The sequence below is a fragment of the Gallaecimonas zhanjiangensis genome (assembly GCF_057624825.1).
Window position 1 is genome coordinate 2,967,787 of sequence record NZ_CM172603.1, and the last position, 22,614, is coordinate 2,990,400.

Here is a 22,614-nt window from a genome sequence, read left to right on the forward strand (position 1 = left end):
ATCAGAGATAATCGAACAGGCTTAGTTGACTCAGTTGACTATAGGTTTTCTGGGTAGCGGTCAGGGCCAGCTGAATTTGGTTGGCCCTGTCGGCAGCATCAGCATAATCGAGGTCTTTGATCTCACCAATGATTTTGTCATTGGCAAGGCTGACATCCTGGCGAGCGGTATCAAGGCTTTGCAAGCTGCTGATACGGCCGCCCACATCGGTCAGATTGCGGTTGATGGTATCGACGGTATGGCTGACCCTGTTGGTCATGGTGCCGCCCACCGTGGTCATGTCAGTGCCAGGGGTTTCCAGAGCGGTGATGTAGCTGTCGAGATCCTGGAAGAAGCTGCCACCGGCATCAAAGTAAATGCCTTCAACCGAGATATTGGCGCCCATGGATACCCCTTTGGCCACTTGCACCTGGCGGGTGAGGTTGTCACCTTGGTAGATGAGGTTGCCGCTACCATCGTCCACCACCGGCGGCTGGTCGACCTGGCTGCCAGCCATCAGATAATGGCCGTCACCATCCTGGGCATTGGCAAAGTCCACCAAGTTGTCGCGCAGGCTTTTAAGCTCCGAGGCGTAAGCCAAGCGGTCGGCATCGGTGGCCGAACCGTTGTTACCAGAGAGCACCAAGTCCTGCACCCGCATCAATACGTTGAAGCTCGAATCAAGGTAACTTTCCGCCTGCTCCAAAGAGCTGGAGGTGCTTTCGATGTTTTTACCGTACTGGTCGAGGTTGCTCTGCTCGCGGTTAAGGCCCAGCAGGGTAACGGTGCCCAGTGGGTCGTCTGACGGCTTGGTGATGCGGTTGCCTGAACTCATTTGTTGGATGAGGGTGGCGTAGGCATCGCCCTGGCGGCTAAGGCCCGCCAGCACATATTGATTAAGCTGACCGCTGCTGACCCGCATCAGAACATCCCCATCAAAGTGGAAAACACGTTATCGGCGGTGCTGATCACCTTGGCATTGGCCTGATAGGCCTGCATGTATTGCATCAGCTTGGCCGCTTCTTCGTCCTGGTTTACGCCGCTTACCGAGTCGCGCTTACTTTGGGCATCAAGGCGCAGGCTGTCACTGGCGGTAGCCAAGGATTGGGCCTGGCCAGAACTTACTGCCAGGTCGCCAACCAGTTTGCTGTAATCGTCGTAAAAACCGGCCTTCATCTCGACAATAACCCCAAGGTTACTGTTATCGCCGCTGCCGCCCACCGGGTTACCGGTGCCATCGTCGCCGATAAAGGCAAGGTTTTCCGGGGTCATGCTGCTGTCCACAGCCAGCGAGCCGGCAGGGCTTGCCGGGTCGTAGCTAAACAGCGCCGCGCCGGGGTTGCCGTTAAGATCAAAACCGGCAGCCAACTGGCTGTTGATGCTGTCGGCCAGGTTTTGGGCCTGGCTGTTTAGGCTGGTGCGAAGGTCGTTAAGCTCACCGGTTTTGTAATCGCGGTTAGCCCCCAGTGACCCGCCGACATCGCTCAGGGTAAAGCTGTCGTTGACGAATTTAAGGTTGATATCGTCACCGCTGCGGCTGAGGGTGGCGCTGCGGCTACCAATGACCAGCGGCTGCCCACCGGCCAGAGACAGGGTAATGGAGCCATCGCTCTGGTTGCTGGTCTTTACCGACACTTCTTTGGACAGGGCCAACACCAGCTCGTCGCGCTGGTCTTCCAGCGCCGAGGTATTACCGCCTTTAGCTTTGACCTCGATAATGGACTGGTTAATTTTGGCGATGCTCTGGGCCTGGGTGTTGATGTCGGTCACGGTGGCGTCGGCCTGCTCGTCGAGCTGCTTTTCCTGCACGTCAAGGTTGCTCGACAGCTGGTTGAAGCGGTTGGCCAGGGCCTGAGCGGTGGCCAGAATTTGCTGGCGCGGCGCAATGGATTGCGGCGAGGAAGAAGCCGCCGACAAGGCAGAAAAGAAACTGTCCAGGCCGTTGCTGATGCTGAGCTCGTCGCTACCAAACACCGATTCCATCTGGCCAATCATGGTCTGGAATTGGCTGTCGTAGCCGCTTTGGCTGGTAGCGCGCCAAAGCGCAGCATTGAGGTAACCGTCGCTCACCCGGCGCAAGGACGACACTTCCACGCCGTCGCCCGCACTGCTGGTGCCAAAGCCGCCACCGTTTCGGGCGCTGAGCAGCGCTTCTTGGCGGCTGTAGCCGGGGGTGTTGATGTTGGCGATATTCTGGCTCACCACATTGAGGCTGTATTGAGAGGCCTGTAGGCCTGACAGCCCGTTATTCAACATGCTCATATCAGTTACCGTCACCAGTTCGGATCAGTGGCTGGCGAAGTGCCGCCGTGCTTATAGAACCAGAAGCGACGCTGGCCTCGGAATTCTTTAACGCCGCCGTTACCTCGCTGGTGTTATCAGTGACATTGCCCCCCAGTTGACGGGTCATGGCATCGGCAATGCCGATATGAGCCTTGTGGGACATATCCAGCGCCATCTGGCTGTCGGCCATGGACTGGTAAAACTGCTGCTGGCGGCTGTTAAAGAGGCTGTCTTCGTCGGCCAGGGCTTGGTTGGCCTGGCGCATTTCCTTTAACACCATTTGCAGGAACATGGCTTCAAATTCGCCGGAGGCCGCTTCCAGCCCTTCCTTCCCCTTGAGGTTTCGAAGGCTGGTGGTGTCCTGGTAGAAATGGCTATCGGTTGCGTTGATGCTGTTCATGGTCATATTCCTCAGATCACCACCAGGTCGCCTTCCAGGGCACCGGCTTCATCCAGGGCCTGGAGGATGGACATGATATCGCCAGGAGACGCGCCCAGGCTGTTGACGGCCTGCACTATGGTTTCCAGGGAGGTACCGTCAGGCCAGACAAACATGGCCGGGTGCTCCTGATCCACATTGACCTTAGAATCGGGGGTGACCACGGTACGGCCAGGGTTATTGGAACGGAAGCCGCCGCCATTGGGCTGGGAGACGTTGTAGTCTTCGGTGATGGTCACGGTCAGGCTGCCATGGGTCACGGCGGCCTTGTGCACCTTGACGTCCTGGCCCATTACCACGGTACCGGTGCGGCTGTTAAACACCACCCTCGGGCGCTGGCGGCCCATGTCGACGCGAATGTCCTGGAGCATGGACATAAACACCACCCGCTGTTCGTTATCTACCGGCGCTTGCACCAGCACCCGGCCAGCGTTCTGGGCTGCCGCCACCTTGGGGCCGAACACCTTGTTGATGGCCAGCTCCACGTTACGGGCGGTCTTGAAATTGGGTACTTTGAGGTTCAGCACCACCTGCGGCTTGGCGTGCGCCGCCATGGGCACTTCCCGCTCGATGGTGGCGCCGTTGGGAATAAGCCCCACGGTAGGAATGTTAACGGTTACCGAGGAGCCGTCATTGCCGCTGGCATTAACGCCGCCCACCACCAAGTTGCCCTGGGCCACCGCATAAATCTCGCCGTCAACACCGCGCAGCGGGGTCATCAGCAAAGAGCCGCCCAGCAGGCTTTTGGCATCACCGATAGACGACACCGTTACGTCCACGGTCTGGCCACGGCCAGCCACGCTTGAGAGGTTGGCATGCACCGCCACCGCCGCCACGTTTTTCAGCTTCGGGTCGATGTTCGCCGGCAACTGCACCCCAAACTGCTTGAGCATGTTGGTCATGGACTGGCTGGTAAATTTCACCTGGTTGCGGTCGCCGGTGCCAGACAGGCCCACCACCAGGCCGTAGCCCACCAGTTGGTTTTCCCGAAGGCCCTGAACATCGGCGATGTCCAGCAGCGGCCGGGTTTGAGTTTGAGCCTGAGCGGTCAGAGTCAGCAGGCACAGCAGCCCACACAGCAAACGAGACATGGGTCAGCTCCAGTTAAAAGGGAAACAGCGGGCTCTGGAAGAACCGGGTCAACCAGCCGGGTTGGTTGCTCTCGGCCAGAGAGCCGCGCCCGGCGTAGGCGATTTGAGCATTGGCCACCCGCTGCGACGAGATGCGGTTTTGATCGTCAATGTCATCGACCCGCACTAAACCGCGAAGGCGCAAGAACTCGTCGCCCTGGTTGAGCTTGATCCACTTCTCGCCCCGTACCGCCAGCACACCGTTGGCCATCACTTTGGCAACGGTCACGGTGATATAGCCGGTCAGAGAGTTTTGCTGGCTGGCACTGGCGCCACCGGCAAAGTTGCGGTTGGCATCCACCGAAGCGCTGGCGTCGTTAAGGGTCTTGTTGCCAAACACCGGCGCGGCAATACCGATACCGGATTTCTTATCAAGGCTGGTATCGGCCTTCTTGGACGACTGGGTTTGCTCGTTCAGCACGATGGTGAGGATGTCCCCCACCCGGTAGGCGCGCCGGTCTTGGAACAGGGTAAACATCTGCACCTGGGAATACAGGCTGCCGTCTTCGCCGGGCGCGGCGTTGTTTTCCACCAGGGTCGGTGCCCAGTCGGATTCCCCCGGCTCGGGCACGGCGATGTCGTAATGGGCACTCTGGCAACCGGCCAGAGTCAGCATGAATAAAACCGCCAGAGCGCGCATTGGACTTCCCCTTACACAGATTGACTGATGAACTTGAGCATTTGATCGGTGGACGACACCACCTTGGCGTTCATCTCGTAGGCCCGTTGAGTGGCGATCATATTGACCATCTCTTCCACCACCGAGACGTTGGAGCCTTCCAGGGTTTTTTGCTTGATGGCGCCAAGGGCTTCATCACCGGGCACACCTTCCTGGGGCTGGCCGGAGGCGGCGGTTTCCCGGTACAGGTTGCCGCCCATGGCTTCAAGGCCGGCGGGGTTGGTGAAGTTAACGGTGGTGATCTGGCCAAGCTCCTGGGGCTGGGCGTCACCGGCCACTTGGGCGGTAACGGTGCCGTCGGTGCCCACGGAAATTGCCAGGGCGTTTTCAGGAATTTGAATTTGCGGCACCAGCGGCAGGCCGTCGCTGTTAACCATCAGCCCGTCACTGTTGCGGTTGAACTGGCCGTTGCGGGTATAGGCAATCTCGCCGGACGGCATCTCAATCTGGAAGAACCCTTCGCCAACGATGGCCATGTCCAGATCCTGGCCGGTGGTCTCGAAGTTACCTTCGGTAAACACCTTCTGGGTGCCGACAATGCGCACCCCGTTACCCACTTGGATACCGGTAGGCAGCTGGTTTTGCTGGTCCTGCTGGGCACCGGGCTGGCGCTCAAGCTGGTAGAACAAGTCTTCAAAGGCAACCCGATCGCGTTTAAAACCGACGGTGTTAACGTTGGCCAGGTTGTTGGAAATGGTGGCCATTTTGGCGTCTTGCGCGGCAAGACCGGTTTTGGCGACCCACAGAGCTGCTTGCATCTTTTATTCTCCTTTGGCCTTAAGAGCCGCGAATCAGGCGGCTGCCGGCGGAAGACAATTCATCGGCGGTCTTCATCATCCGGATCTGCACCTCGAAGGTGCGCGACAGCGACAGGGTATTCACCATCTCGTCCACGGCGTTGACGTTGGAACGCTCCAGATGCCCTGACTCCACCACCACGTTGGGGTCAACAGCGGCAGTAGCGCCGCTTTGCTGGCGAAAAAGACCGTCTTCACCCTTATCCATACCGCTGATGGGCGGGTTGACCAATTTGAGCTGGCCTACCTGCAAGGTGGCGTTGCCCCCTACCGGCACCACGGTGATGGTGCCGTCCTGGCCCACGGTGATAGAGCGGTAGTCAGGTACCTGGATGGGGCCATCGACCCCAGTTACCTCATGGCCGTCAGAAAGCAGCCGGCCGTCGGCGTCCACACTCAGGTTGCCAGCGCGGGTATAAGCCTCGTTGCCGTTGCCATCCAATACCGACAAAAAGCCGCTGCCACGGATGGCCACGTCCAGAGAGCGGCCGGTTTCTTCCATGGCACCGGGGGTAAAGTCGGTGGTGGGGCGCTGCTCTTGAGCCAGGATCTGCGAGGCAAAACCGGGCCCTTGCACCTGGTAGGCCGACACCGATTCCATGTCGGCCCGAAAGCCGGTGGTAGCGGCGTTGGCCAGGTTGTTGGCGTGGATCCGCTGAGCAGTCAGGGTATGCAGGGCACCGCCCATCGCCGTGTAGAGGTAACGTTCCATGGCTCAATCCTTACCAGGAGCTAAACAGCACCTGAGTCATCTTGTCGGCGGTGCTGATGCTCTTGGCGTTGGCCTGATAGTTACGCTGAGCGGTCATCAGGTTTACCAGTTCACCGGTCAAATCCACGTTGGAGCCTTCATAGGCGCCGGCAGTCAGGCTGCCCATGCCGCCAGTGCCGGGGTTACCCAGGGTGGCGTTGCCGGAGGCAAAGGTAGAGGTCCAGGAGGTACTGTCGCTCTTATCCAGGCCGTTGGGGTTGGCAAAGTTGGCCAGTACCACCTGCCCTTGCAGCAAATCTTTACCGTTGGTGAATACCGCGTACAGCGAGCCGTCGTCATCTACTCGCACCCCGGCCAGCTCACCGGAGCTGTAGCCGTCGGCGTCATAGCTGGCGCTAAAATCGGCGGCGTATTGGGTGGTGCCGGTGTAATCCATGGTCACGGTCATCGGGTCGGCACCGGCCGGGGCCATGGTCAGGGTCACGGGGGTAGCCGGGGCGGCCAGGGTACCGTCGGTGTTAAAGCTCAGGGCCTGGGTAGCGGGGGTGCCCATGGCGGCGCCGTCCATGTAGTAATGGCTGGTCCAGTTGTTGGCGCTGTCTTTAACGAAATACTGGGTCACGGTGTGCTCGGTGCCCAGGGAGTCGTACACGCGGCTGGTGTAGGAGTAGTTAAAGGAGTTGGCGTCGGTAGGGTCGAAAGTGGGGTTGGTAGGCACAGCGGCGTCAGCGCGCATGTTGGCCTTGAACGCCACCGAGGTGCTGGCTTTGGCCGGCAGGTTGGAGGCGGAAACTTTCAGATCGGTTACCACACCGGTGGCCAGGGCGCCGTTGGCATCCACACTGTAGCCTTGCAGTTTGTCGCCGCTGGCACTGACGATGAAGTTGTTGGCGTCCTTATTGAAGGTACCGGCGCGGGTATAGGCCATCTGACCCATGGCGTTTTTGGTGACGAAAAAGCCCTGGCCGGAGATGGCCATGTCCAGGTTACGGCCGGTGAACTCCTTGGAGCCATCCTTGCTGAAATCCTGGGATACCTGGGCGATTTCCACGCCGCCTGCTTCACCACCGGCGTAAAGCGCGGCGTATTCGGCACGGGCCGCCTTGAAACCGGCGGTAGACACGTTGGCGATGTTCTGGGAAATAACGTCCAACGCCTGGTTAGTGGAACGCAGGCCGCTCAGGCCAATGTTGTAACTCATGAGGGTTCTCCAAGAAATTCACTGACACTGAACAGAGACAGGCTGCCAACACCGGCGACCTGCAGTTGGATATCGCTGCCGTCGGCAGGAATGCTGACCTTCTCAACCTGGCGGTTGAGATAGGGGGTGTAGTTTTGGGTGTCATCGCCGTTGGCAGCCACCACTTCGAGCTTGTAAACACCGGCCGGCAGCTCATCGAGATTGAAGGCTACGTCACCGGCCGCCTGGGTACCCAGAGATTGGGTCTGCACCACCTGGCCGTTGATGTCGGTTACCTTGACGGTCACCGACTGGGCACTTTCAGTGAGGCGCACCTTGCCTTGCAGGCTCTCGGCTTTATCCAGGCTGATGTTCTCAACCGGTACGCTCACTTCTTTGCCCACCAGTTGGGCGCTTTGCAGCACTTGCTGGGTATCGAGCAGGGTATTGCCCTGGCTTTGCAGGGTATTGAGGTTCTGGATACCTTCCACCGTGGACAGCTGCGCCAACTGTGACAGGTACTGGGTGCCGTCCATGGGGTTCAAAGGGTCTTGGTTGTTGATCTGGGCCACCATCAGCTGCAGGAATTCGTCCTGCAGGCCAGCGGCACTGTTGCTGGCGATGGAGTTACTGGTACTGCCGCTGCTGCTGGTGCTGCTGTCTACCTGGGATACGCTCATTGGGGGTCCTTATGCCTGGCCCAGACGCAGCAGGGATTGCTGCATGCTGTTAGTACGGGTGATCACATCGGCGGCGCTTTGGAAGGTACGGGAGGCAGACATCATGTCGGCCATCTCTTCCACCACGTTGACGTTGCTGTAATAAACGAAGCCCTTGCCATCGGCGATGGGATTGTTAGGTTCGTAGCGGCGGTCGACGTTGCGGTCAGACTGCACCAGGTCGGCTACCCGCACCGTGGCGTTGCCGAGCATGGGGCCGGTTTCGCCGCCATTGACGTCCATGCTTTGATAGAGGGTGGCAAACACCGGCTTTAGGGCGTGGTAGGCCTTTTGCTCGGAACCAGCCACGCTGTCAGCGTTGGCCAGGTTGGAGGCCACGGTATTCAGGCGAACCGTCTGGGCGCGCATGGCGCTGCCGGCTATCTCGTAGATGCTGTTAAAGGCCACGTTACTGTCCCTCTATCGCTTTGCGGATACCGCCAAGGGTAAGATTCAAAAAGGTCAGGCTGGTCTGAAAGTCCATGGCGTTGGAGGCAAACTGGGTTTGCTCCACCCCAAGTTCAGAGGTGTTGCCGTCTTCGGAAGGCTGCATGGGCACCCGGTAGCGCAGGTCGCTGGAGAAATCCGCGTCCGGCAGACGGTCCTGGCTGCTCATGTTGGCAACACCGCTGGCCACGTCCTTGAGGGCGGTTTTGAAGTCGTAGTCCCGGGCCAGATAGCCGGGGGTGTCGACGTTAGCCAGGTTACCGGCGATAACCCGGGACCTTTCCACCTGCATGGCCAGGGCGTATTGATGTACCCCCAAGGCTTTGTCCACACTAATGCCCATAATTGGCAACTCTTCCTCAATGTCGATACGATCTGACAAACAAGGCTTGTGCCAACTTTAAAGACAAGCAAAAACAATGAATTACAAACAAGACACTCTCAAAAGGAAGGCCAAGCGGAAGCAAAAACTTCCGCTATGGAAAACCGCCCTTCCTCTTTTACTGCTCACCCTGCCGGTTTTGAGCTGGGCAGGGGATTTGAGCCAGGCGCTTCGCGGTGATGCCCGGGCCCGCTTGGCCAGTTATGCCCGCCAGGCCGCTTGGCCGCGCGATTACAAGGTCAGAACCAGCGCCTGGCTACCGGCCAGCGCCAAGGAGCTGCCCCCTTGCGAAACGAGCCTTGCCTTTGCGCCCAGCAATGCCAACGACAAACCCTGGGGCCGCATTCCTTACGATGTAAGCTGCCAGTCGCCCCAGTGGCAATTGCGGGCCAGGGTGGAGGTCACCGTCACCTTGTCGGTATGGACGGCGCGCCGCAGCATGCGCCGCGGCGAGAACCTCAGCCAGGGGGATTTGGTGCGCCGGCCTGTGGTGCTGGATGATATCTACGGCGGCTTTATCACCGACGCCAGCCAGCTCCTGGGCTATGAAGCCCGGCGTAACCTGCGCTCAGGCCAGGTGCTTAGCGCCAACATGGTGGCGCCGCCGATGCTGGTGCGTAAGGGCGAGGATGTGGTGATCCGGGTGCGGGTGCAGGGGGTGACGGCCAGCATGAAGGGCCAGGCCCTTAGCGACGGCGGCAAAGGCGACAGCATTCGGGTGCGTAACTTGTCGTCAGGCAAGGAGCTGAGCGCCTGGGTGGTAGAAAAAGGCGTGGTGGAAACGCGTTTTTAAAGTTTTTTTCCGCCCCGGTCGTTTACCCTTGTTACGGTAAATCATTCCATGGTGCGCTTATGAAGATCGACTCCAGTACCAACGTTTACAACCTGGCGCCCCGCGCTAAAAGCGAGGCCCCTGTGGCCAACACCAAGGCGGCGCCGGCCAAGAGCCAGGCTCCCGAGATAAACAACCAAGATCTGGCCGCCGTGATGCAGGGCAGCTCCGATGTGGACGTCAATAAAGTCAACGCCGTGCGCCAAGCCCTGGAAGCCGGCCAAATTCGCTTTGACGCCGACGGCTTGGCCGAATCTATCCTGGCTACCCATCAGCCATGAGCGCCAAAGAAGCTGTCCTGACCCTGCTGCAAGCCATCAAGGCCGACACCTTGGAATGTCAGGCACTTCAAGCTCTGCTGGTACGCCAGGAAAAACTGCTGAGCCAGGCCGATGCGAAAGCGCTGGCCGCAATCAACACCGAGGTGATGGCAAGTCTTGCCCGCCTTGGCGAGCACGCCCGGGAGCGCAGCGCCCTGCTGCAAGGCTTGGGGGTTGACCCCAACGAGCAGGGCATGGCCAAGTTGATTGCCAAGCTGCCAAGGCACATGGCTGACAAAGCCGCGCCCCTTTGGCAGCAACTTGGCAGCCAACTGGCCCACTGCAAGACCCTTAACGAGCGCAACGGCCAAATTCTGGCCAGCCAGCGTGAGCTGTTGGGCGAGCTTAGCGGCCAGGGCCTCGTTGACTACGGCCACGGGCGCTGATCCACTCATCCAGCTGCTGCTGCTCGCGCCGCTCGTTCTGCCGTAGCACTTCCTTGTCCTTTTTCTGCTGTACCCCTTCCAGCCCCTTTACCTTGCCGAACTGGCGCAGCAGCATTTGCTGCTGGTAGTTCAAATCCAGTTGGGCCAGCTCCATCTCCTGGCGCTGGCTGGCCAGCAACTCCCCCAACTGGCCACGAAGGGCCAGGCGGTTTTGGTGAAAAAGGGCGCTGTGGCTTTGTACCAGGCCCAGGCTCTGGTCGAACTCGCTCAGGATCTCAAAGCGCTGGCGATGCTGCTCCAACTGCTGGCGGCTGTGGTTTTTCTGCTGGCCCAATTCGTCCAGAAGCGCCTGCTGGCGCTCTAAAAAGCGTTCAAACATCAGTTAAACACCTCTTTAAGGGCCGCCACGGCGCCAGCAAAATCGGCCGCCTGGTGGGTATCTTGTTGCAAGAACGCGGCAATGGCCGGGTAGCGGCGCACCGACTCGTCCAGCTCCGGGTCCTGGCCCGGCTGATAGCCGCCAAGGGGCAACAGCTCCCGCACCTGCTGGTAGCGAGAGAGCAGCCTTTTCAGGCGCAGCGCCCATTGGCGGTGCTCACCGTCGGTAACCTGCTGCATTACCCGGGAGATGGAGGCGTTGATGTCGATAGCCGGGTAGTGGCCAGCTTCGGCCAGGCTTCGGCTCAGCACGATATGGCCATCGAGGATGGCCCGGGCGGCGTCGCTGACCGGGTCTTGCTGGTCGTCCCCTTCCGAGAGCACCGTATAAAAGGCTGACAAGGAGCCGTTGCCGCTGCCGTTACCGGCCCGCTCGGCCAGCCGAGTCAGCGCCGCAAACACTGAGGGCGGATAACCACGGGTCGCCGGCGGCTCACCAATGGCCAGGGCCAGCTCACGCTGGGCCTGGGCGTAGCGGGTGAACGAGTCCATCAGCAGCAGCACGTCCTGGCCCTGGTCGCGATAGTACTCGGCCAGGCGATGGCACACCTCAGCGGCGCGCAGGCGAAGGAGCGGCGATTGGTCGGCCGGCGCGGCAATGACCACTGCCCGGCTAAGGCCCTCTGGACCCAGCGCGTCTTCAATGAATTCGCGCACTTCCCTGCCCCGCTCGCCGATCAGGCCAACGATCACCACCTGGGCCTGGGTATAACGGGTCATCATGCCCATCAGCACGCTTTTACCGACCCCGGGGCCGGCAAAAATGCCAAGGCGCTGGCCTTTGCCGGGGGTCAACAAGGCGTTAAGGGCGCGCACCCCCACATCCAAGGGGGCCTTGATGGGGGCGCGAACGAGAGGGTTAAGGGGCTGGCTGTTGAGGCTAATAAGCTCGCCGACCGGCGGCGGGCCGCCGTCCAGGGGCTGCATCATGCCGTCCAGTACCCGGCCCAGCAGCGCCGGGCCTACCGGCAGGCGCCACTCGTCTTCCAAGGGGCGCACGCTGGCACCGGAATAGAGCCCGGAGACAGTGCGGTAGGGCATTAAAAAGGCGGTTTCTCTATCAAAACCCACCACTTCGGCCAGCACCGGGCCAGAGCCTTTGGTGTCGACCAGGCAGCGCTGGCCTATCACCAGCCGGCAACCCACCACCTCTAAGGTGAGGCCAGTCACCCGGACCAGGCGGCCAGCCACATCCCCAAGCTCTACCTCACCGAGCTTGCCAGCGGCCCGGCTGAGACGCTCGGAAAGGGCTGTCACTGCTCGCTCTCCAGCTCACCGCGCACCTGCTCCATGCAATTTTGCAGGCGATCTTCGCTGTGAATAACCAGCTGTTGCTGGTCGCTCTCCAGGCGGCAATCGCCGATGGCAAGGGCGCTGTCGGCCAGCAGCGGATACTCGCCGCAGCGGTTGACTCCAACCTTGGCCAGGCGCTGGTGATCGTCACTGCTCAGGTACACCTTGATAGGCCCTTTGGTGCTATCAAGGCGCCCCACCGCTTCTTCCACCAGGGTCAGAATTTGCCGGGGGTTGAGGCTGAGCTCAGCGTGAATAACCCGTCTTGCCACCTGCTCCACCAGGGCGCAGAGGCTGTCGGTGTTATCGGCCAACTGCTGCTGGCGCGCCGTCTCCAATTGCTGCTGCACCGCCATCAGTGGCGACAGGGCCGCTTCAAAGGTGGCGCGGCCGCTGGCTTCGCCCTTGGCGTTGCCGTCTTTAAACCCCTCGCTAAAGCCCTGCTCCTGGCCCTGGCGGCGGCCATCGTCCAGGCCTTGGTGCAGGCCCTTCTCCTGGCCTTGCACAAAGCCGTCGTCATAGCCTTGCTGGAAGGGGTCGGTCTGGCCGCTTTCCTTGGCGTTAAGGGACGACAGGGAAATAAAGCGGTGGCGCCGGTAGTTTCCTCTGAGCTTTTCCATGATCAGGCTACCGTTTTTTCTTCAAACAGCTGGTAGTTAAGCTGCTGCTGTTCGTGCAGGGTCCGCACCAGCTGCATGATCTCGCTGCGCGCCTGGTTGGCGCGGCTGAGCGGGACCTGGCCCATGGCCAGTTGGGCATCTTCGAGGCCTTGGGCCATCCGTTTGGGCAGCGCCGCCAGCAAGGCGTCCCGCACGTCCGGATCGGCGCCTTTGAGGGCCAATGCCAGGGTCTCGGTGGGGATCTCTTGCACCAGCGCTTGCAATACTTCGTCGGACTGGCGAGCCAAGGTCATGAAATCGTACATGTTGTCGGCCACCATACCGGCGGTGTCGGTGTCATGGAGCTTGAGCATGTCCATCAAGGCAGCGCGGTCGCCCTGGTAGCGGTTGAGGATGTCAGCCGCTTGGCGGATACCGTCCACCTTGGCGGTGGATTGCTCGGAGACAAAGGCCAGGCACCGGCCCAGGGTCACCCGCAGCTCGTCCAGCACCTGGTCGGACACTTCCTTGAGGTTGGCGACCCGGAACAGGATGTCGTCGTGCATGTTTTCCGGCAATGCGGCCAGTACCGCCGAAGCGTTTTCCGGCGGCAAGAAGGCCAGCAGCACCGCTTGCAGCTGCGGGTGCTCGTTACGGAAGAACCGGGCCAGGGTGTCGGCCGGCACCCACTGCAGGGCCATCATTTCCTGACGCAGAGCGTCACCATAGATGCTGTCGACCATACCTCTGGCCAGGCGTTTACCCAGGGCTAAATCCAGGGTGCGCTCCAGGTAGTGGCGCGAGGCGCTGCTGATGCCGCTGTGCTCACGGTAGTGGTCGAAAAAGTGCTGCATCACATCCTTGGCTTCTTGGGTGGACACCCCGCGCAGCTTGGCCATGCGCATGGACACGGCGGTCACTTCGTCGCGGCTCATCCGGGCCATGACCTTGGCGGCGTTGGCTTCACCCATGGACAGCAGCAGGATGGCTGCCTTATCGAGATCGTTACGCTGGCTCATGATGCTGCTCATTGTTGCTCACCCATTGTTTGACCACTTCGGCTACCCGCACGGTTTCCTTGTCTACCAGGAGCTGCAGGTGTTTAAGCTGGACATCCCACTCGGAGCCGGGAGGCGGCAACGTTGCCAGCATCGCGTTTTCATCATCTTCATCAAGCTCGCCTTGGCGGCTCTCGGCCCGGGCCGCTTGCTCGGCAAGGGCCAGGGCTTCAGCGGTGGCGACAGATTTATCAGCGCTCGTCTGAGGCCTGACCAAATGGCGCACCAAAGGCCGAACCCCAAACAGCACCAGCAGCAGTACCATCAAGCCGCCCACGGCGTAGCGGATGTAATCCTGCCACATGGGATCTTGCCACCATTTAAGCTCGGGCATCTGGATGGGCGCTGGCTCGGGGGCGAAGTTGAAGCTGTTGAGGCTGAACTGGTCGCCACGTTTGTCATCAAAACCGACGGCGGTTTTCACCATCTGGGTGAGGTTGTCGAGGTCGCTTTGGGTCCAGCCGCCTTCGGGGGCCTTGGCGCTGTTAAGCAGCACCGACACCGACAGGTGGCTCAGGCGGCCTTCGGCATATTTGGTGTGGGTTACGGCACGGCCGGTCTCGAAGGTACGGCTGGTTTCTTCGCGCTGGCTCACCGCTTTTTGCGGATCGTTTTGGTTGTTCTGGCCATTGGCCTGGTTGGCCGGCACCGGCGGCCTGTTGCTGAGGGCGCCGGGAATACCCAGGGCTACCGAGTCGGTGGAGTTATCCTTTTTGGAGGTTTCGCGGGTCACCACCGGATTGCCGTTCAAGTCTTCACGGGTTTCGTTGACCGAGGAGAAATCCACGTCGGCGGCCACTTCAACCCGGAAGTTGTCGCTGCCCAACAGCGGTTGCAGCATGCTGCTGGCACGCTGGGTCATGCGGTCTTCCAGTTTGCTGGTGTAATCCATCTGCTTGCCGGAAAGACGGGCCGGGTCGTTCATGTCACCGATACCGGCCGACAGCAGCTCGCCTTTTTGGTCCACCACCGACACCGCGCCGGTGCTCATGCCCGGCACCGAGCCAGACACCAGGTTGATAATGGCTTCCACCTGGCTGGGGGTTAAGGGAGACGCCAGGTCCACCATCACCGCCGCGCTGGGCTTTTGCTCTTCACGGCCCACAAAGAGGGTACGCTTGGGCACCGCCAGGTGCACCCGGGCGCTACGCACTTGGTCGAGGGCGATAATGGTGCGGGCCAGCTCGCCTTCCAGGGCGTGCAGGTAACGGGCCGACTCCATGAACTGGCTGGTGCCGAGGGTCGACATGTTGTTCAGTTCGTCAAAACCGGCCGGCAGTGACGCCTTGACCCCTTTGGCGGCCAGGCGCATACGGGCATCAGCCAGGCGGTCTTCTGGTACCAGCACGTTGCCGCTGCTGCCGTCGAGGCGAAAATCGATATTTTCCTTCTCGAGGGTGTCGATGATGGTGGCCTTGTCGTAAAGCTCCTGCTTGCCATAAAGCGGTACGTAGTGGCGGGTGCTGGTCCACAACATCACCACGATGGCCGCCGCAACAATGGCAGCCAGCAGGGCGATCACCAGCACCGAGCGCGAATCGCCGGACAGCCGGCGCCAGCGCCCGGCAATGGATTTGAACCCCGAGTTCAGGGTAAAGCCGCCAGGGGCGGCAGTAATCAGTTCAGCCATGTCCCTATTCCTTACAGCGGCATGCGCATGACGTCGTCAAAGGCCGACGCCAGCTTGTTGCGAACCTGCACCAGGGCCGAGAAGCTCAGGCCCGCCTTTTGGCTGGCCACCATGGCGCCAACCAAGTCGTCGCTTTGCCCGGTTTCCACGGCTTGCATCAAGCTGCCGGCGGTCTTTTGGTCAAAGTCCACCTTATTGACGGCGGCTTTCATGGCATCAACAAAGCTGCCTTGGGAGTCCGAGCCGATGCTCAGGCTGTTGGGAGCAATGCCGTCGGCTTCTGCGCTCATTTTGCTGAGCTGTTGCAGCAGACTGGCCTGGGTACTGATGGTATCGATCTTCATGTTGTGTCCTTAGCCAGTGACGACAAGTTGGTTGATGTCGATGCCCTGCTCACGCATGGCAGCAAGCTTGTAACGAAGGGCCCGGGTGGTTACCCCTAAGGCGTTGGCGGTGCGTTGGCGGTGGCCGTTGAAGCGGCGCAGGGTGTCCAGCACATGCTGGAACTCAGCGCATTTCTTGGAGGCCTGCAAGGAGGTAACCGGAATATCAAACACCGATTCCTGGGCCCGTGGCAGCATCAAATCTTCAGGTTGGAGCATCAGGCCCCGGGCCAAAATAAGGGCGCGCTGGATAACGTTCTCCAGCTCCCGCACGTTGCCGGGCCAAGGGTGTGACACCAGGCTGCGGGCCGCTTCGGGGTGCAATTCAAAGGCGGTGCCTTCGCCGTACTTTTGCAAGAAGTGTCGGGCCAGGGGCAGGATGTCGTCAGGCCGTTCCCGAAGCGCTGGCCAGCAAAGGGGCAGCACATCGAGGCGGTAGAAAAGGTCTTCACGAAAACGGCCTTTGGCCACTTCTTCGCGCAGGTCTTTGTTGGAGGCGGCAATGATGCGAACGTTGAGCTTAACCTTCTGGTTGGAGCCGAGTTTTTCCAACTCGCGCTCTTGCAGCACCCGCAGCAGCTTGGCCTGCAGGTCCAGCGGCATCTCGGAAATTTCATCGAGCATCAAGGTGCCGCCATTGGCGTGCTCAAATTTACCGGTTTGAGACTGCACCGCGCCGGTAAAGGCGCCCTTGGCATGGCCAAAGAGGGTGGACTCAAGCATGGTGTCGGGAATGGCTGCGCAGTTCACCGCCACATAGGGCTGGGCGGCACGGGGCGATTGCTCGTGAATGTAACGAGCCAGGCATTCCTTACCAGTACCGGACTCGCCGCTGATAAGAATGGAGGCGCTGGTCTGGGCCGCTTTCTTGGCCAGTAGCAGCACCTGACGCCCGGCCTGGGAGGCCACCACCATGTTGGGGATGGGCTCGTGCAAATCCACCACGTGGTCAATCATGCCCAGCAGCTGCTGGCGGGTGAAAGGCTTTAGCAGATAATCGATTGCGCCCTGGCGCATGGCATCGCTGGCCTTGGCACTTTGATTGCCCCTCACCAGCGCCACTACCGGGCTCTTGGGGTGGGAGCGGCGGATACGAGCCACAAACTCACTGATGGGCGTATCCAGATCCGCATCCACCAGCACCAGCGCCGGGTTGCCCTGATGCAGGCACACCAGCGCCGTGGCGCAATCCTCAGCCACCAGCAGTCGATAGCCGGTTTGTTTTATTTCTTGGTATACCGGATCTTCAGACCCTCGCGGGTCTACAAGCAATATGGTCTTTTCCATCATCGTTTCCCTAACCGGTTCCTGATCACCCGGATGGTCACCCGCCGATTTTGCTCACGGGCCTGGGCAGTCTGATTGTTGGTGGATGGATAACGATCGCCATGGGCGCGGGTCTGGATAAGCTTTGCGGACATCCCGGCTTCAAGGAGGGCCGCTTTAACATCAGCGGCTCTTTCTCTGGCCAGTTGCAGGTTGGCAAGGTGGTCACCGGTATCATCGGTAAAAGCGTCCACCAGCACTTTGTCTACGCCCTTATCAAGGGCCACGTAACGGCTCAAGCTACGGAGCTGCTGACGCTGCTCCAAAGTCAAAGCCCGTGCGCCAGGGGCATAGAACAGGGAAATATCCCTGGCCTGGCGGTAAGACATAGGGGCCAGCACGTCCAGGCAATGGCGAAAGGCGGTGGCCGCCTGCTGCCATTTGACACTGGGTAGCTCCACGATTTCTGCGGGAAAGGACACCTTGCCCCACAGTCCCTTGTCCATGGCTTCCAGCAGTGCTTTGCTCTCCGCTTCACCGAAGTTCAGCGGCAGCTTGCCTGTGGAGTCATAACGGGGACTTTGCAGCGGCGCCAGCCAGGGCGGGTTATGCCATGACAGGGCGATGTCCTTGGTTGATGACAAATGAATGCTGGGCTCCACCACCAGAGTAAGCGGTTCACCGGCATAACGAACAAAGCGCACCTCACCAAAATTGGTGACAGGCAGCCCCAGGGTGCAAGCAAAATGGTCCCCGGAGAATTGCCAAGCGACATTGTCCATTTGGGGCCTGAAGGTTTCGACCGCATGGGCCGAACACGCCAAGCCACCCAGCATTAGCATTGCCAGAAATGATCTGTGCATTTCTTTCCTCAACCAGCAAAAAACAAGTAAAGCAGTGCCTAAAGCCCACTACCTGCAGCTTGATTACCCACCAGGGGGTGTCGAGGAAAGCTTGGTTCCAGTTGCAGCGTACATAATGATCGTGCCTACTCAAAGTTTTAAAATGAGTAGCTGGATAAGGAAATAACGCTTAAAAATCAATTTCTTGCGTTATTCGAGGAAAGGATTGCCCGTTAGAACATAGCGGCAACGTCATGTCTGCCACTGTCGACAACACCTTAGCTCTGGCAACCCCGCTATCTTAGAAGCGAACTTCCTTAGACCGGAGGCTTTGCGTCCCGGGCTTTCGCCACGGTTTGCCCTTATCGGCAGCCAAGTCGAGACATCAACTTCCCAAAACTTGAACGGAAGATTAACGTCACGGGGTAAGCATATATTTACATCCCGGCTGCGTAAAGTGCCTACCTTCAAAATTATGAAAAAATTAATATTTCTTCTTGAAAAGAATTAGGCACATAAAAATCAAACAGTTAACCTGCCGTTTTAAACAGGTCAAGCCATCAGCCTAAGGTGCCAACTACATCAATATGCATCTTTTCTGGCACTTCGTTGTAAGACAACACCTTGAGTCCACGGGCAAAAGTGCGGGCGTAACGGGCCAGCAAGGGCCTTAGTTGCGGCGTTACCAGCAGCACGGGTGAATGGCCCTGGCGCTGCATTTCATCCTTGAGCTGCGGCATCACCTGCTGCAGCTTGCCAAGCAGGCTCGGCTCGATGGGGAAGCTGTCCAGCGCCACCTTGCCACCAGCCTGGGCCTGATTGAGCGCTTTGAGTAGGGTCTGCTCCAGTTTGTCATCCAGGGTCATGGTCACCAGTTGCTCTTTGTCGCCAACGGCGGCCTTGATAAGGCTGCGGCGCAGCGCATAACGCACATCGGCGGCCAGCAAGATGGGGTCTTTGGTGAGTTCGCAGCTGTCTACCAGGGTGGTAGCGATGGTGCGAATATCCATCAGGCTGACCTGGTCGGCCAGTAACTGGCGATACACCCGCAGTTGCTGAATGGGGCTTAGCTGAGCATTGAGGCTCTCAAAAAGCTTCTCAGAGTGAGATTTGAGCCTCTCGCCAAGGGCAATAACATCGTCATGGCTGAAGATCTCTTCTAAGTGCTCGCGCATCACCTTGCCAAGGTGGGTAGCAATAACGGTGGCGCTGTCTACCACCGAGTAACCAAGGTTCAACGCCTTGGCTTTTTGGTCCACCGCGATCAGCACCGCATCCATCTGGTAGGCCGGCTCGATGGTGAGTTCACCATCGAGTTTGCCGTAAACGTCGCCGTTCTGAATGGCCATCAGCCGCTCAGGGTCCACCTCCCCTTGGCTAATCATCACCCCGCCGAGCTTGATGCGATACTCGCTGGCACCCAGTTGCAGGTTGTCGCGGATGCGCACCTCCGGCACCAAAAAGCCCATCTGCTCGGAAAGAATTTTGCGCACGCCCCGGACCCTGGCCAAGAGCTCGGCGCCCTGGCTTTTGTCCACCAAGGTGACCAGGCGATAACCGAGATCGATAGACAGGGTGTCGACATAGGGTAAATCGCCCCAGGCCAGAGGCTGCTCACGGGTGAGCCTGTCAGACAGCTCTTCTAAATCCTGGGCTGGCGCTTGCTCGGGTTTGACCAAACCCTGGCGCCAGCCAGCAAAGGCCAGCACCGCGCCAAAGCCGAGGAAAACCGCGGTGGGCATTCCAGGAATGATACCCAGCATCACCATCACCGCAGCTGCAGTCCAAATCACCCGAGGTGAGGCCAGCAGCTGCTGGTGAACCTGGTCGGACATTTCCGACTCGTCGTTGACCCGAGTCACGATAATGGCGGCGGCGGTTGCCAGCAGCAGCGACGGGATCTGGGCCACTAGGCCATCACCTATGGTGAGGATGGCGTAGAGCTTGAAGGCATCGGCGCCGGAGAGATGATGCTGGAACACCCCGATGGCCAAGCCGCCAAGAAGGTTAATCACCAGAATCATCAAGCCGGCGATGGCATCGCCGCGCACAAACTTGGAGGCCCCGTCCATGGCGCCGTAAAAGTCAGCCTCGCTGGCCACGTCCTGGCGGCGCTGCTTGGCCTGGCCTTGGTCGATAACCCCAGCGTTAAGATCGGCATCGATGGCCATCTGCTTGCCGGGCAAGGCGTCCAGGGTAAAGCGGGCCGCCACTTCGGAGATCCGCTCGCCACCTTTGGTGATCACCACGAAGTTGATGATCATCAAGATGACGAACACCACCATGCCCACCACGTAGTTGCCGCCGATGACCACTTCCCCGAAGGACTGGATCACCTTACCGGCCGCGTCCGAACCGTTATGGCCGTTTAGCAGCACCACCCGGGTGGAGGCCACGTTCAGGGTCAGGCGCATCAAGGTGGCGATGAGCAGGATGGTCGGGAACACCGAGAAATCCAACGGCCGCTTGGCTGAGACCGCTACCAGCAGCACCAGCACCGCCAGTACGATGTTGAAGGTAAACAGAGTGTCGATAAGCCAAGGTGGCAGCGGCAAAATCATCATCGCCAGTACGGACAGCAGTACCAGCGGAATAGCGGCGTAAGAACTGATAAAGGGCAACTTCACCTTGGTTTACCTATCTCGTCTTAATGAAGCGGGAATTTTAAATTGCGGCAGCGGCGCTGGCTTGCGCCCACCTTTAGCCTTGAAGGCATTGAGCTGAATAACGTACATCAGCACGTGGGCCACGGCGTTATAAAGCCCGGCTGGCACTTCTTGGTCTATCCGCGTTGAATGATAGAGCGCCCGGGTAAGCTCCGGCAGCTCAAGAATGGTTTTGTCGTGTTGCCCTGCCACTTCGCGGATGCGAAGGGCCAGCTGATCGGTGCCTTTGGCCACCAGATAGGGGGCTTCGGCGGCGTCTGGGTCATATTTGATGGCCACCGCGTAGTGGGTCGGGTTAGTGAGAATAACGTCGGCCTTGGGCACCCGTTGGTCGATGCGCTGGCGCGAGATCTGCATCTGCAACTGGCGGATGCGGTTTTTCACTTCCGGGCTGCCTTCGTTCTGCTTGTGCTCGTCTTTGACTTCCTGCTTGCTCATGCGCAGCTTTTTGAGCATCGACCAGCGCTGGAACGGCACGTCCAAAATGGCGACAAACAGCAGCACCAGCCCCAGCCAGATAAAAACCAAGGCCAGCAGGCGAAGGCCACCTTCCAATCCCATACCGAGAGGCTGGCGATTAAGCCCCATCAGCACCAGCCAGTTGTCCCAAAGCATCCAGGCCAGCACCAACAGCAGCAGGGATACCTTGAGCATGGATTTGAGCAATTCCACCAGGCTCTGGGACGAGAACATCCGCTTGATACCGGTGAGCGGGTTTAGCTTGCTGAACTTGGGAGCCAGGGCCTTGATGGACAGCAACCAGCCACCGGGCAGCAGGCCGCTGACCAGCGATGCCAGCCAAATGATCACAAAAAGCGGAGCAAAAGCGCTGATGGCAAGGCGCCCGGCTTCGCCGAGGTGTTTAAGCATCATCGCCGGGTCATTGCTGTCGCTGTATTCGAGCTCGAACTGTAGGTGCATTATCGCATCGGCAAAATGGCCAAAGCCTTTGGAGAGCGACAGAAGCAGCACCCCGCCCAGCAGCACCAGGGCCGCGCTTTGCAGCTCACGGGAACGGGCAACCTGCCCTTCTTCGCGGGCCTTTTCAAGGCGGCGCGCCGAGGGAGCTTCTGTTTTGTCCTGGCTGCTGCTTTCGCTCATCGCACGCCTCCGGCCACCATCAGCCGCATCTGGTCCATGGCCTGGCTGGCAAAATCGGCAAAGCGGCCGGGAATGCCAGACACCGTCAGCAGCACACACAGCAAGCCCAGCAGCAAACCGAGGGGGAAACCCAGGGCAAAGATGTTAAGGGACGGCGCCGAGCGGTTCATCACGCCAAAGCACAGGTTGACCATCAACATGGCAATCACCGCTGGCATAGCAAGGATAAGGGCGCTACCGAACATCCAGCCAAAGAGCCCGAGAATACGGTTGAGATCCAGGGAAAAAACGCTCTCCCCCGGCGGCCAGGTGACAAAGCTCTCTACCAGCACGTCAGTCACCACCAGGTGGCCATCGAGGCTGAAGAACAAAAAGCCCGCCAACAGGAACATCAACTGACTCATCAGCGGCACCGAGTCGCCGTGGGTGGGATCGTTCATCACCGCCGCCGACAAGCTCATCTGCATGGACAATATCTGCCCGAGCATGGTCATTACCGTGAACAGCATCTGCACCATCAGCCCCAGCAGGCCGCCAAACAGAATTTGCTGCCCGGCCAGCACCAGGGCTTGCAAAGAGAAAGGGTCCACCGCCGGCATGGCCGGCATCATGGGTGCCAGTAGCGCCGCCAGCAAAAAGGCCAGCAGGATACGCACCTGAGGCGTTTGCAGGTAATCGCCGAAGATAGGCATGGCCCACAGCAGCGCGCTTATCCGCAAAAAAGGCCACCAGACCTTGCCAAGCCAAGCCACCAGCTCGGGGGCAGACAAGGTCATGTAACTCATCCCAGGGCCACCGGAATAGCAACGAACAGGTTGTGAAACACGTCCATGATGCGCTCGAGCATCCAGTTACCGGCAAACACCAGCATGCCGAGGGTGACCAGCAAACGGGGCAGGAACGACAGGGTCTGTTCGTTGATTTGGGTAGCGGCCTGAAAAATGCTGACCAAAAGGCCAACGATAAGGCTCGGCACCACCAGTACCGACACGATAAGGATGATGTTCAGTACAGCGTCGTAAATCAGCGAAACCGCCATTTCAGGAGTCATGG

General features: G+C 59.6%; 26 protein-coding genes, 1 pseudogene and 1 riboswitch. Of the genes and pseudogenes, 3 read left to right on the forward strand and 24 right to left on the reverse strand.

The features are described 5' to 3' along the window. Nucleotide 1 precedes the first annotated feature (1 nt). From flgL to flgB, 11 genes are read right to left on the reverse strand one after another with little or no spacing between them, the layout of a single operon-like run. Nucleotides 2-901 (reverse strand): flagellar hook-associated protein FlgL, encoded by a 900-nt coding sequence (gene flgL / locus AC22G1_RS14115; protein WP_487313931.1) that lies wholly within the window; start codon nt 899-901, stop codon nt 2-4. Further along, nucleotides 901-2,241 (reverse strand): flagellar hook-associated protein FlgK, encoded by a 1,341-nt coding sequence (gene flgK, locus AC22G1_RS14120; protein WP_487313932.1) that lies wholly within the window; start codon nt 2,239-2,241, stop codon nt 901-903. Before flgK ends, flgL begins: the two co-directional genes overlap by 1 nt. A 1-nt stretch (nt 2,242) precedes the next feature. Further along, nucleotides 2,243-2,662 (reverse strand): rod-binding protein, encoded by a 420-nt coding sequence (locus AC22G1_RS14125; protein ID WP_487313933.1) that lies wholly within the window; start codon nt 2,660-2,662, stop codon nt 2,243-2,245. Between the two features lie 11 nt (nt 2,663-2,673). Continuing rightward, the gene (locus tag AC22G1_RS14130; RefSeq protein ID WP_487313934.1) at nt 2,674-3,792 is read right to left on the reverse strand and encodes a flagellar basal body P-ring protein FlgI; all 1,119 of its coding nucleotides are present in this window, start codon (nt 3,790-3,792) and stop codon (nt 2,674-2,676) included. Between the two features lie 13 nt (nt 3,793-3,805). After that, a complete protein-coding gene (gene flgH / locus AC22G1_RS14135; RefSeq protein WP_487313935.1) occupies nt 3,806-4,471 on the reverse strand; it encodes a flagellar basal body L-ring protein FlgH in 666 nt (221 codons plus the stop codon). An 11-nt stretch (nt 4,472-4,482) separates the two neighbouring features. After that, complete coding sequence (gene flgG / locus AC22G1_RS14140) at nt 4,483-5,268, reverse strand: flagellar basal-body rod protein FlgG (protein WP_050658428.1); 786 nt, start codon at nt 5,266-5,268, stop codon at nt 4,483-4,485. A gap of 19 nt (nt 5,269-5,287) precedes the next feature. Then, the gene (flgF, locus tag AC22G1_RS14145; RefSeq protein WP_487313936.1) at nt 5,288-6,019 is read right to left on the reverse strand and encodes a flagellar basal-body rod protein FlgF; all 732 of its coding nucleotides are present in this window, start codon (nt 6,017-6,019) and stop codon (nt 5,288-5,290) included. 10 nt (nt 6,020-6,029) lie between these two features. After that, complete coding sequence (gene flgE / locus AC22G1_RS14150; protein WP_464948978.1) at nt 6,030-7,220, reverse strand: flagellar hook protein FlgE; 1,191 nt, start codon at nt 7,218-7,220, stop codon at nt 6,030-6,032. Then, nucleotides 7,217-7,879 carry a flagellar hook assembly protein FlgD gene (locus AC22G1_RS14155; RefSeq protein WP_487313937.1) on the reverse strand — a complete coding sequence of 221 codons (663 nt, stop codon included), beginning with the start codon at nt 7,877-7,879 and terminating at the stop codon, nt 7,217-7,219. Before AC22G1_RS14155 ends, flgE begins: the two co-directional genes overlap by 4 nt. A gap of 9 nt (nt 7,880-7,888) precedes the next feature. Continuing rightward, complete coding sequence (gene flgC, locus AC22G1_RS14160; RefSeq protein ID WP_487313938.1) at nt 7,889-8,326, reverse strand: flagellar basal body rod protein FlgC; 438 nt, start codon at nt 8,324-8,326, stop codon at nt 7,889-7,891. Nucleotide 8,327: 1 nt separating this feature from the next. Next, a complete protein-coding gene (gene flgB / locus AC22G1_RS14165) occupies nt 8,328-8,747 on the reverse strand; it encodes a flagellar basal body rod protein FlgB (RefSeq protein WP_487313939.1) in 420 nt (139 codons plus the stop codon). Nucleotides 8,748-8,904: 157 nt separating this feature from the next. Here flgB and flgA point away from each other — a divergent pair, with 157 nt between their 5' ends. Genes flgA through flgN form a run of 3 tightly spaced genes read left to right on the forward strand, consistent with a single transcriptional unit; the run spans nt 8,905 to nt 10,285 of the window. Then, nucleotides 8,905-9,540: a flagellar basal body P-ring formation chaperone FlgA gene (gene flgA / locus AC22G1_RS14170; RefSeq protein WP_487313940.1), complete on the forward strand. Its 636-nt coding sequence runs from the start codon at nt 8,905-8,907 to the stop codon at nt 9,538-9,540. A 59-nt stretch (nt 9,541-9,599) separates the two neighbouring features. Beyond that, a complete protein-coding gene (locus AC22G1_RS14175) occupies nt 9,600-9,860 on the forward strand; it encodes a flagellar biosynthesis anti-sigma factor FlgM (protein WP_050658421.1) in 261 nt (86 codons plus the stop codon). Beyond that, nucleotides 9,857-10,285: a flagellar export chaperone FlgN gene (gene flgN / locus AC22G1_RS14180; protein ID WP_487313941.1), complete on the forward strand. Its 429-nt coding sequence runs from the start codon at nt 9,857-9,859 to the stop codon at nt 10,283-10,285. Before AC22G1_RS14175 ends, flgN begins: the two co-directional genes overlap by 4 nt. Here flgN and AC22G1_RS14185 read toward each other — a convergent pair. The 13 genes and pseudogenes from AC22G1_RS14185 to fliQ form a co-directional block, all read right to left on the reverse strand. Next, nucleotides 10,245-10,664, reverse strand: a complete 420-nt coding sequence (locus tag AC22G1_RS14185; RefSeq protein WP_487313942.1) for a flagellar FliJ family protein — start codon at nt 10,662-10,664, stop codon at nt 10,245-10,247. The two genes, flgN and AC22G1_RS14185, sit on opposite strands and share 41 nt — an antisense overlap. After that, nucleotides 10,664-11,980 carry a FliI/YscN family ATPase gene (locus tag AC22G1_RS14190; RefSeq protein ID WP_487313943.1) on the reverse strand — a complete coding sequence of 439 codons (1,317 nt, stop codon included), beginning with the start codon at nt 11,978-11,980 and terminating at the stop codon, nt 10,664-10,666. Before AC22G1_RS14190 ends, AC22G1_RS14185 begins: the two co-directional genes overlap by 1 nt. Then, nucleotides 11,977-12,636 carry a FliH/SctL family protein gene (locus AC22G1_RS14195; protein WP_487313944.1) on the reverse strand — a complete coding sequence of 220 codons (660 nt, stop codon included), beginning with the start codon at nt 12,634-12,636 and terminating at the stop codon, nt 11,977-11,979. Before AC22G1_RS14195 ends, AC22G1_RS14190 begins: the two co-directional genes overlap by 4 nt. A 2-nt stretch (nt 12,637-12,638) precedes the next feature. Further along, nucleotides 12,639-13,634 carry a FliG C-terminal domain-containing protein gene (locus AC22G1_RS14200; protein ID WP_487313945.1) on the reverse strand — a complete coding sequence of 332 codons (996 nt, stop codon included), beginning with the start codon at nt 13,632-13,634 and terminating at the stop codon, nt 12,639-12,641. Beyond that, nucleotides 13,621-15,303, reverse strand: a complete 1,683-nt coding sequence (gene fliF / locus AC22G1_RS14205; protein WP_487313946.1) for a flagellar basal-body MS-ring/collar protein FliF — start codon at nt 15,301-15,303, stop codon at nt 13,621-13,623. Before fliF ends, AC22G1_RS14200 begins: the two co-directional genes overlap by 14 nt. Nucleotides 15,304-15,314: 11 nt before the next feature. After that, nucleotides 15,315-15,647, reverse strand: a complete 333-nt coding sequence (fliE, locus tag AC22G1_RS14210) for a flagellar hook-basal body complex protein FliE (protein ID WP_487313947.1) — start codon at nt 15,645-15,647, stop codon at nt 15,315-15,317. Between the two features lie 9 nt (nt 15,648-15,656). After that, nucleotides 15,657-16,643 (reverse strand): sigma-54 interaction domain-containing protein, encoded by a 987-nt coding sequence (locus AC22G1_RS14215; RefSeq protein WP_487316728.1) that lies wholly within the window; start codon nt 16,641-16,643, stop codon nt 15,657-15,659. Between the two features lie 54 nt (nt 16,644-16,697). After that, nucleotides 16,698-16,976 (reverse strand): annotated as a pseudogene (locus AC22G1_RS14220) (sigma-54-dependent Fis family transcriptional regulator); the annotation flags it as partial. Next, nucleotides 16,973-17,734, reverse strand: coding sequence for a MotY family protein (locus AC22G1_RS14225; protein ID WP_487313948.1), 762 nt, complete (start codon nt 17,732-17,734; stop codon nt 16,973-16,975). The gene AC22G1_RS14225 and the pseudogene AC22G1_RS14220, both read right to left, overlap by 4 nt. Nucleotides 17,735-18,077: 343 nt before the next feature. Then, nucleotides 18,078-18,165, reverse strand: a riboswitch (cyclic di-GMP riboswitch). 189 nt (nt 18,166-18,354) lie between these two features. After that, nucleotides 18,355-20,421, reverse strand: coding sequence for a flagellar biosynthesis protein FlhA (gene flhA / locus AC22G1_RS14230; protein WP_487313949.1), 2,067 nt, complete (start codon nt 20,419-20,421; stop codon nt 18,355-18,357). A 6-nt stretch (nt 20,422-20,427) separates the two neighbouring features. Next, complete coding sequence (flhB, locus tag AC22G1_RS14235; RefSeq protein WP_487313950.1) at nt 20,428-21,561, reverse strand: flagellar biosynthesis protein FlhB; 1,134 nt, start codon at nt 21,559-21,561, stop codon at nt 20,428-20,430. Beyond that, complete coding sequence (gene fliR, locus AC22G1_RS14240) at nt 21,558-22,346, reverse strand: flagellar biosynthetic protein FliR (protein WP_170164096.1); 789 nt, start codon at nt 22,344-22,346, stop codon at nt 21,558-21,560. The genes flhB and fliR overlap by 4 nt, the downstream gene beginning before the upstream one ends. Next, nucleotides 22,343-22,612, reverse strand: a complete 270-nt coding sequence (fliQ, locus tag AC22G1_RS14245) for a flagellar biosynthesis protein FliQ (RefSeq protein WP_050658410.1) — start codon at nt 22,610-22,612, stop codon at nt 22,343-22,345. Before fliQ ends, fliR begins: the two co-directional genes overlap by 4 nt. Nucleotides 22,613-22,614: the final 2 nt, after the last annotated feature.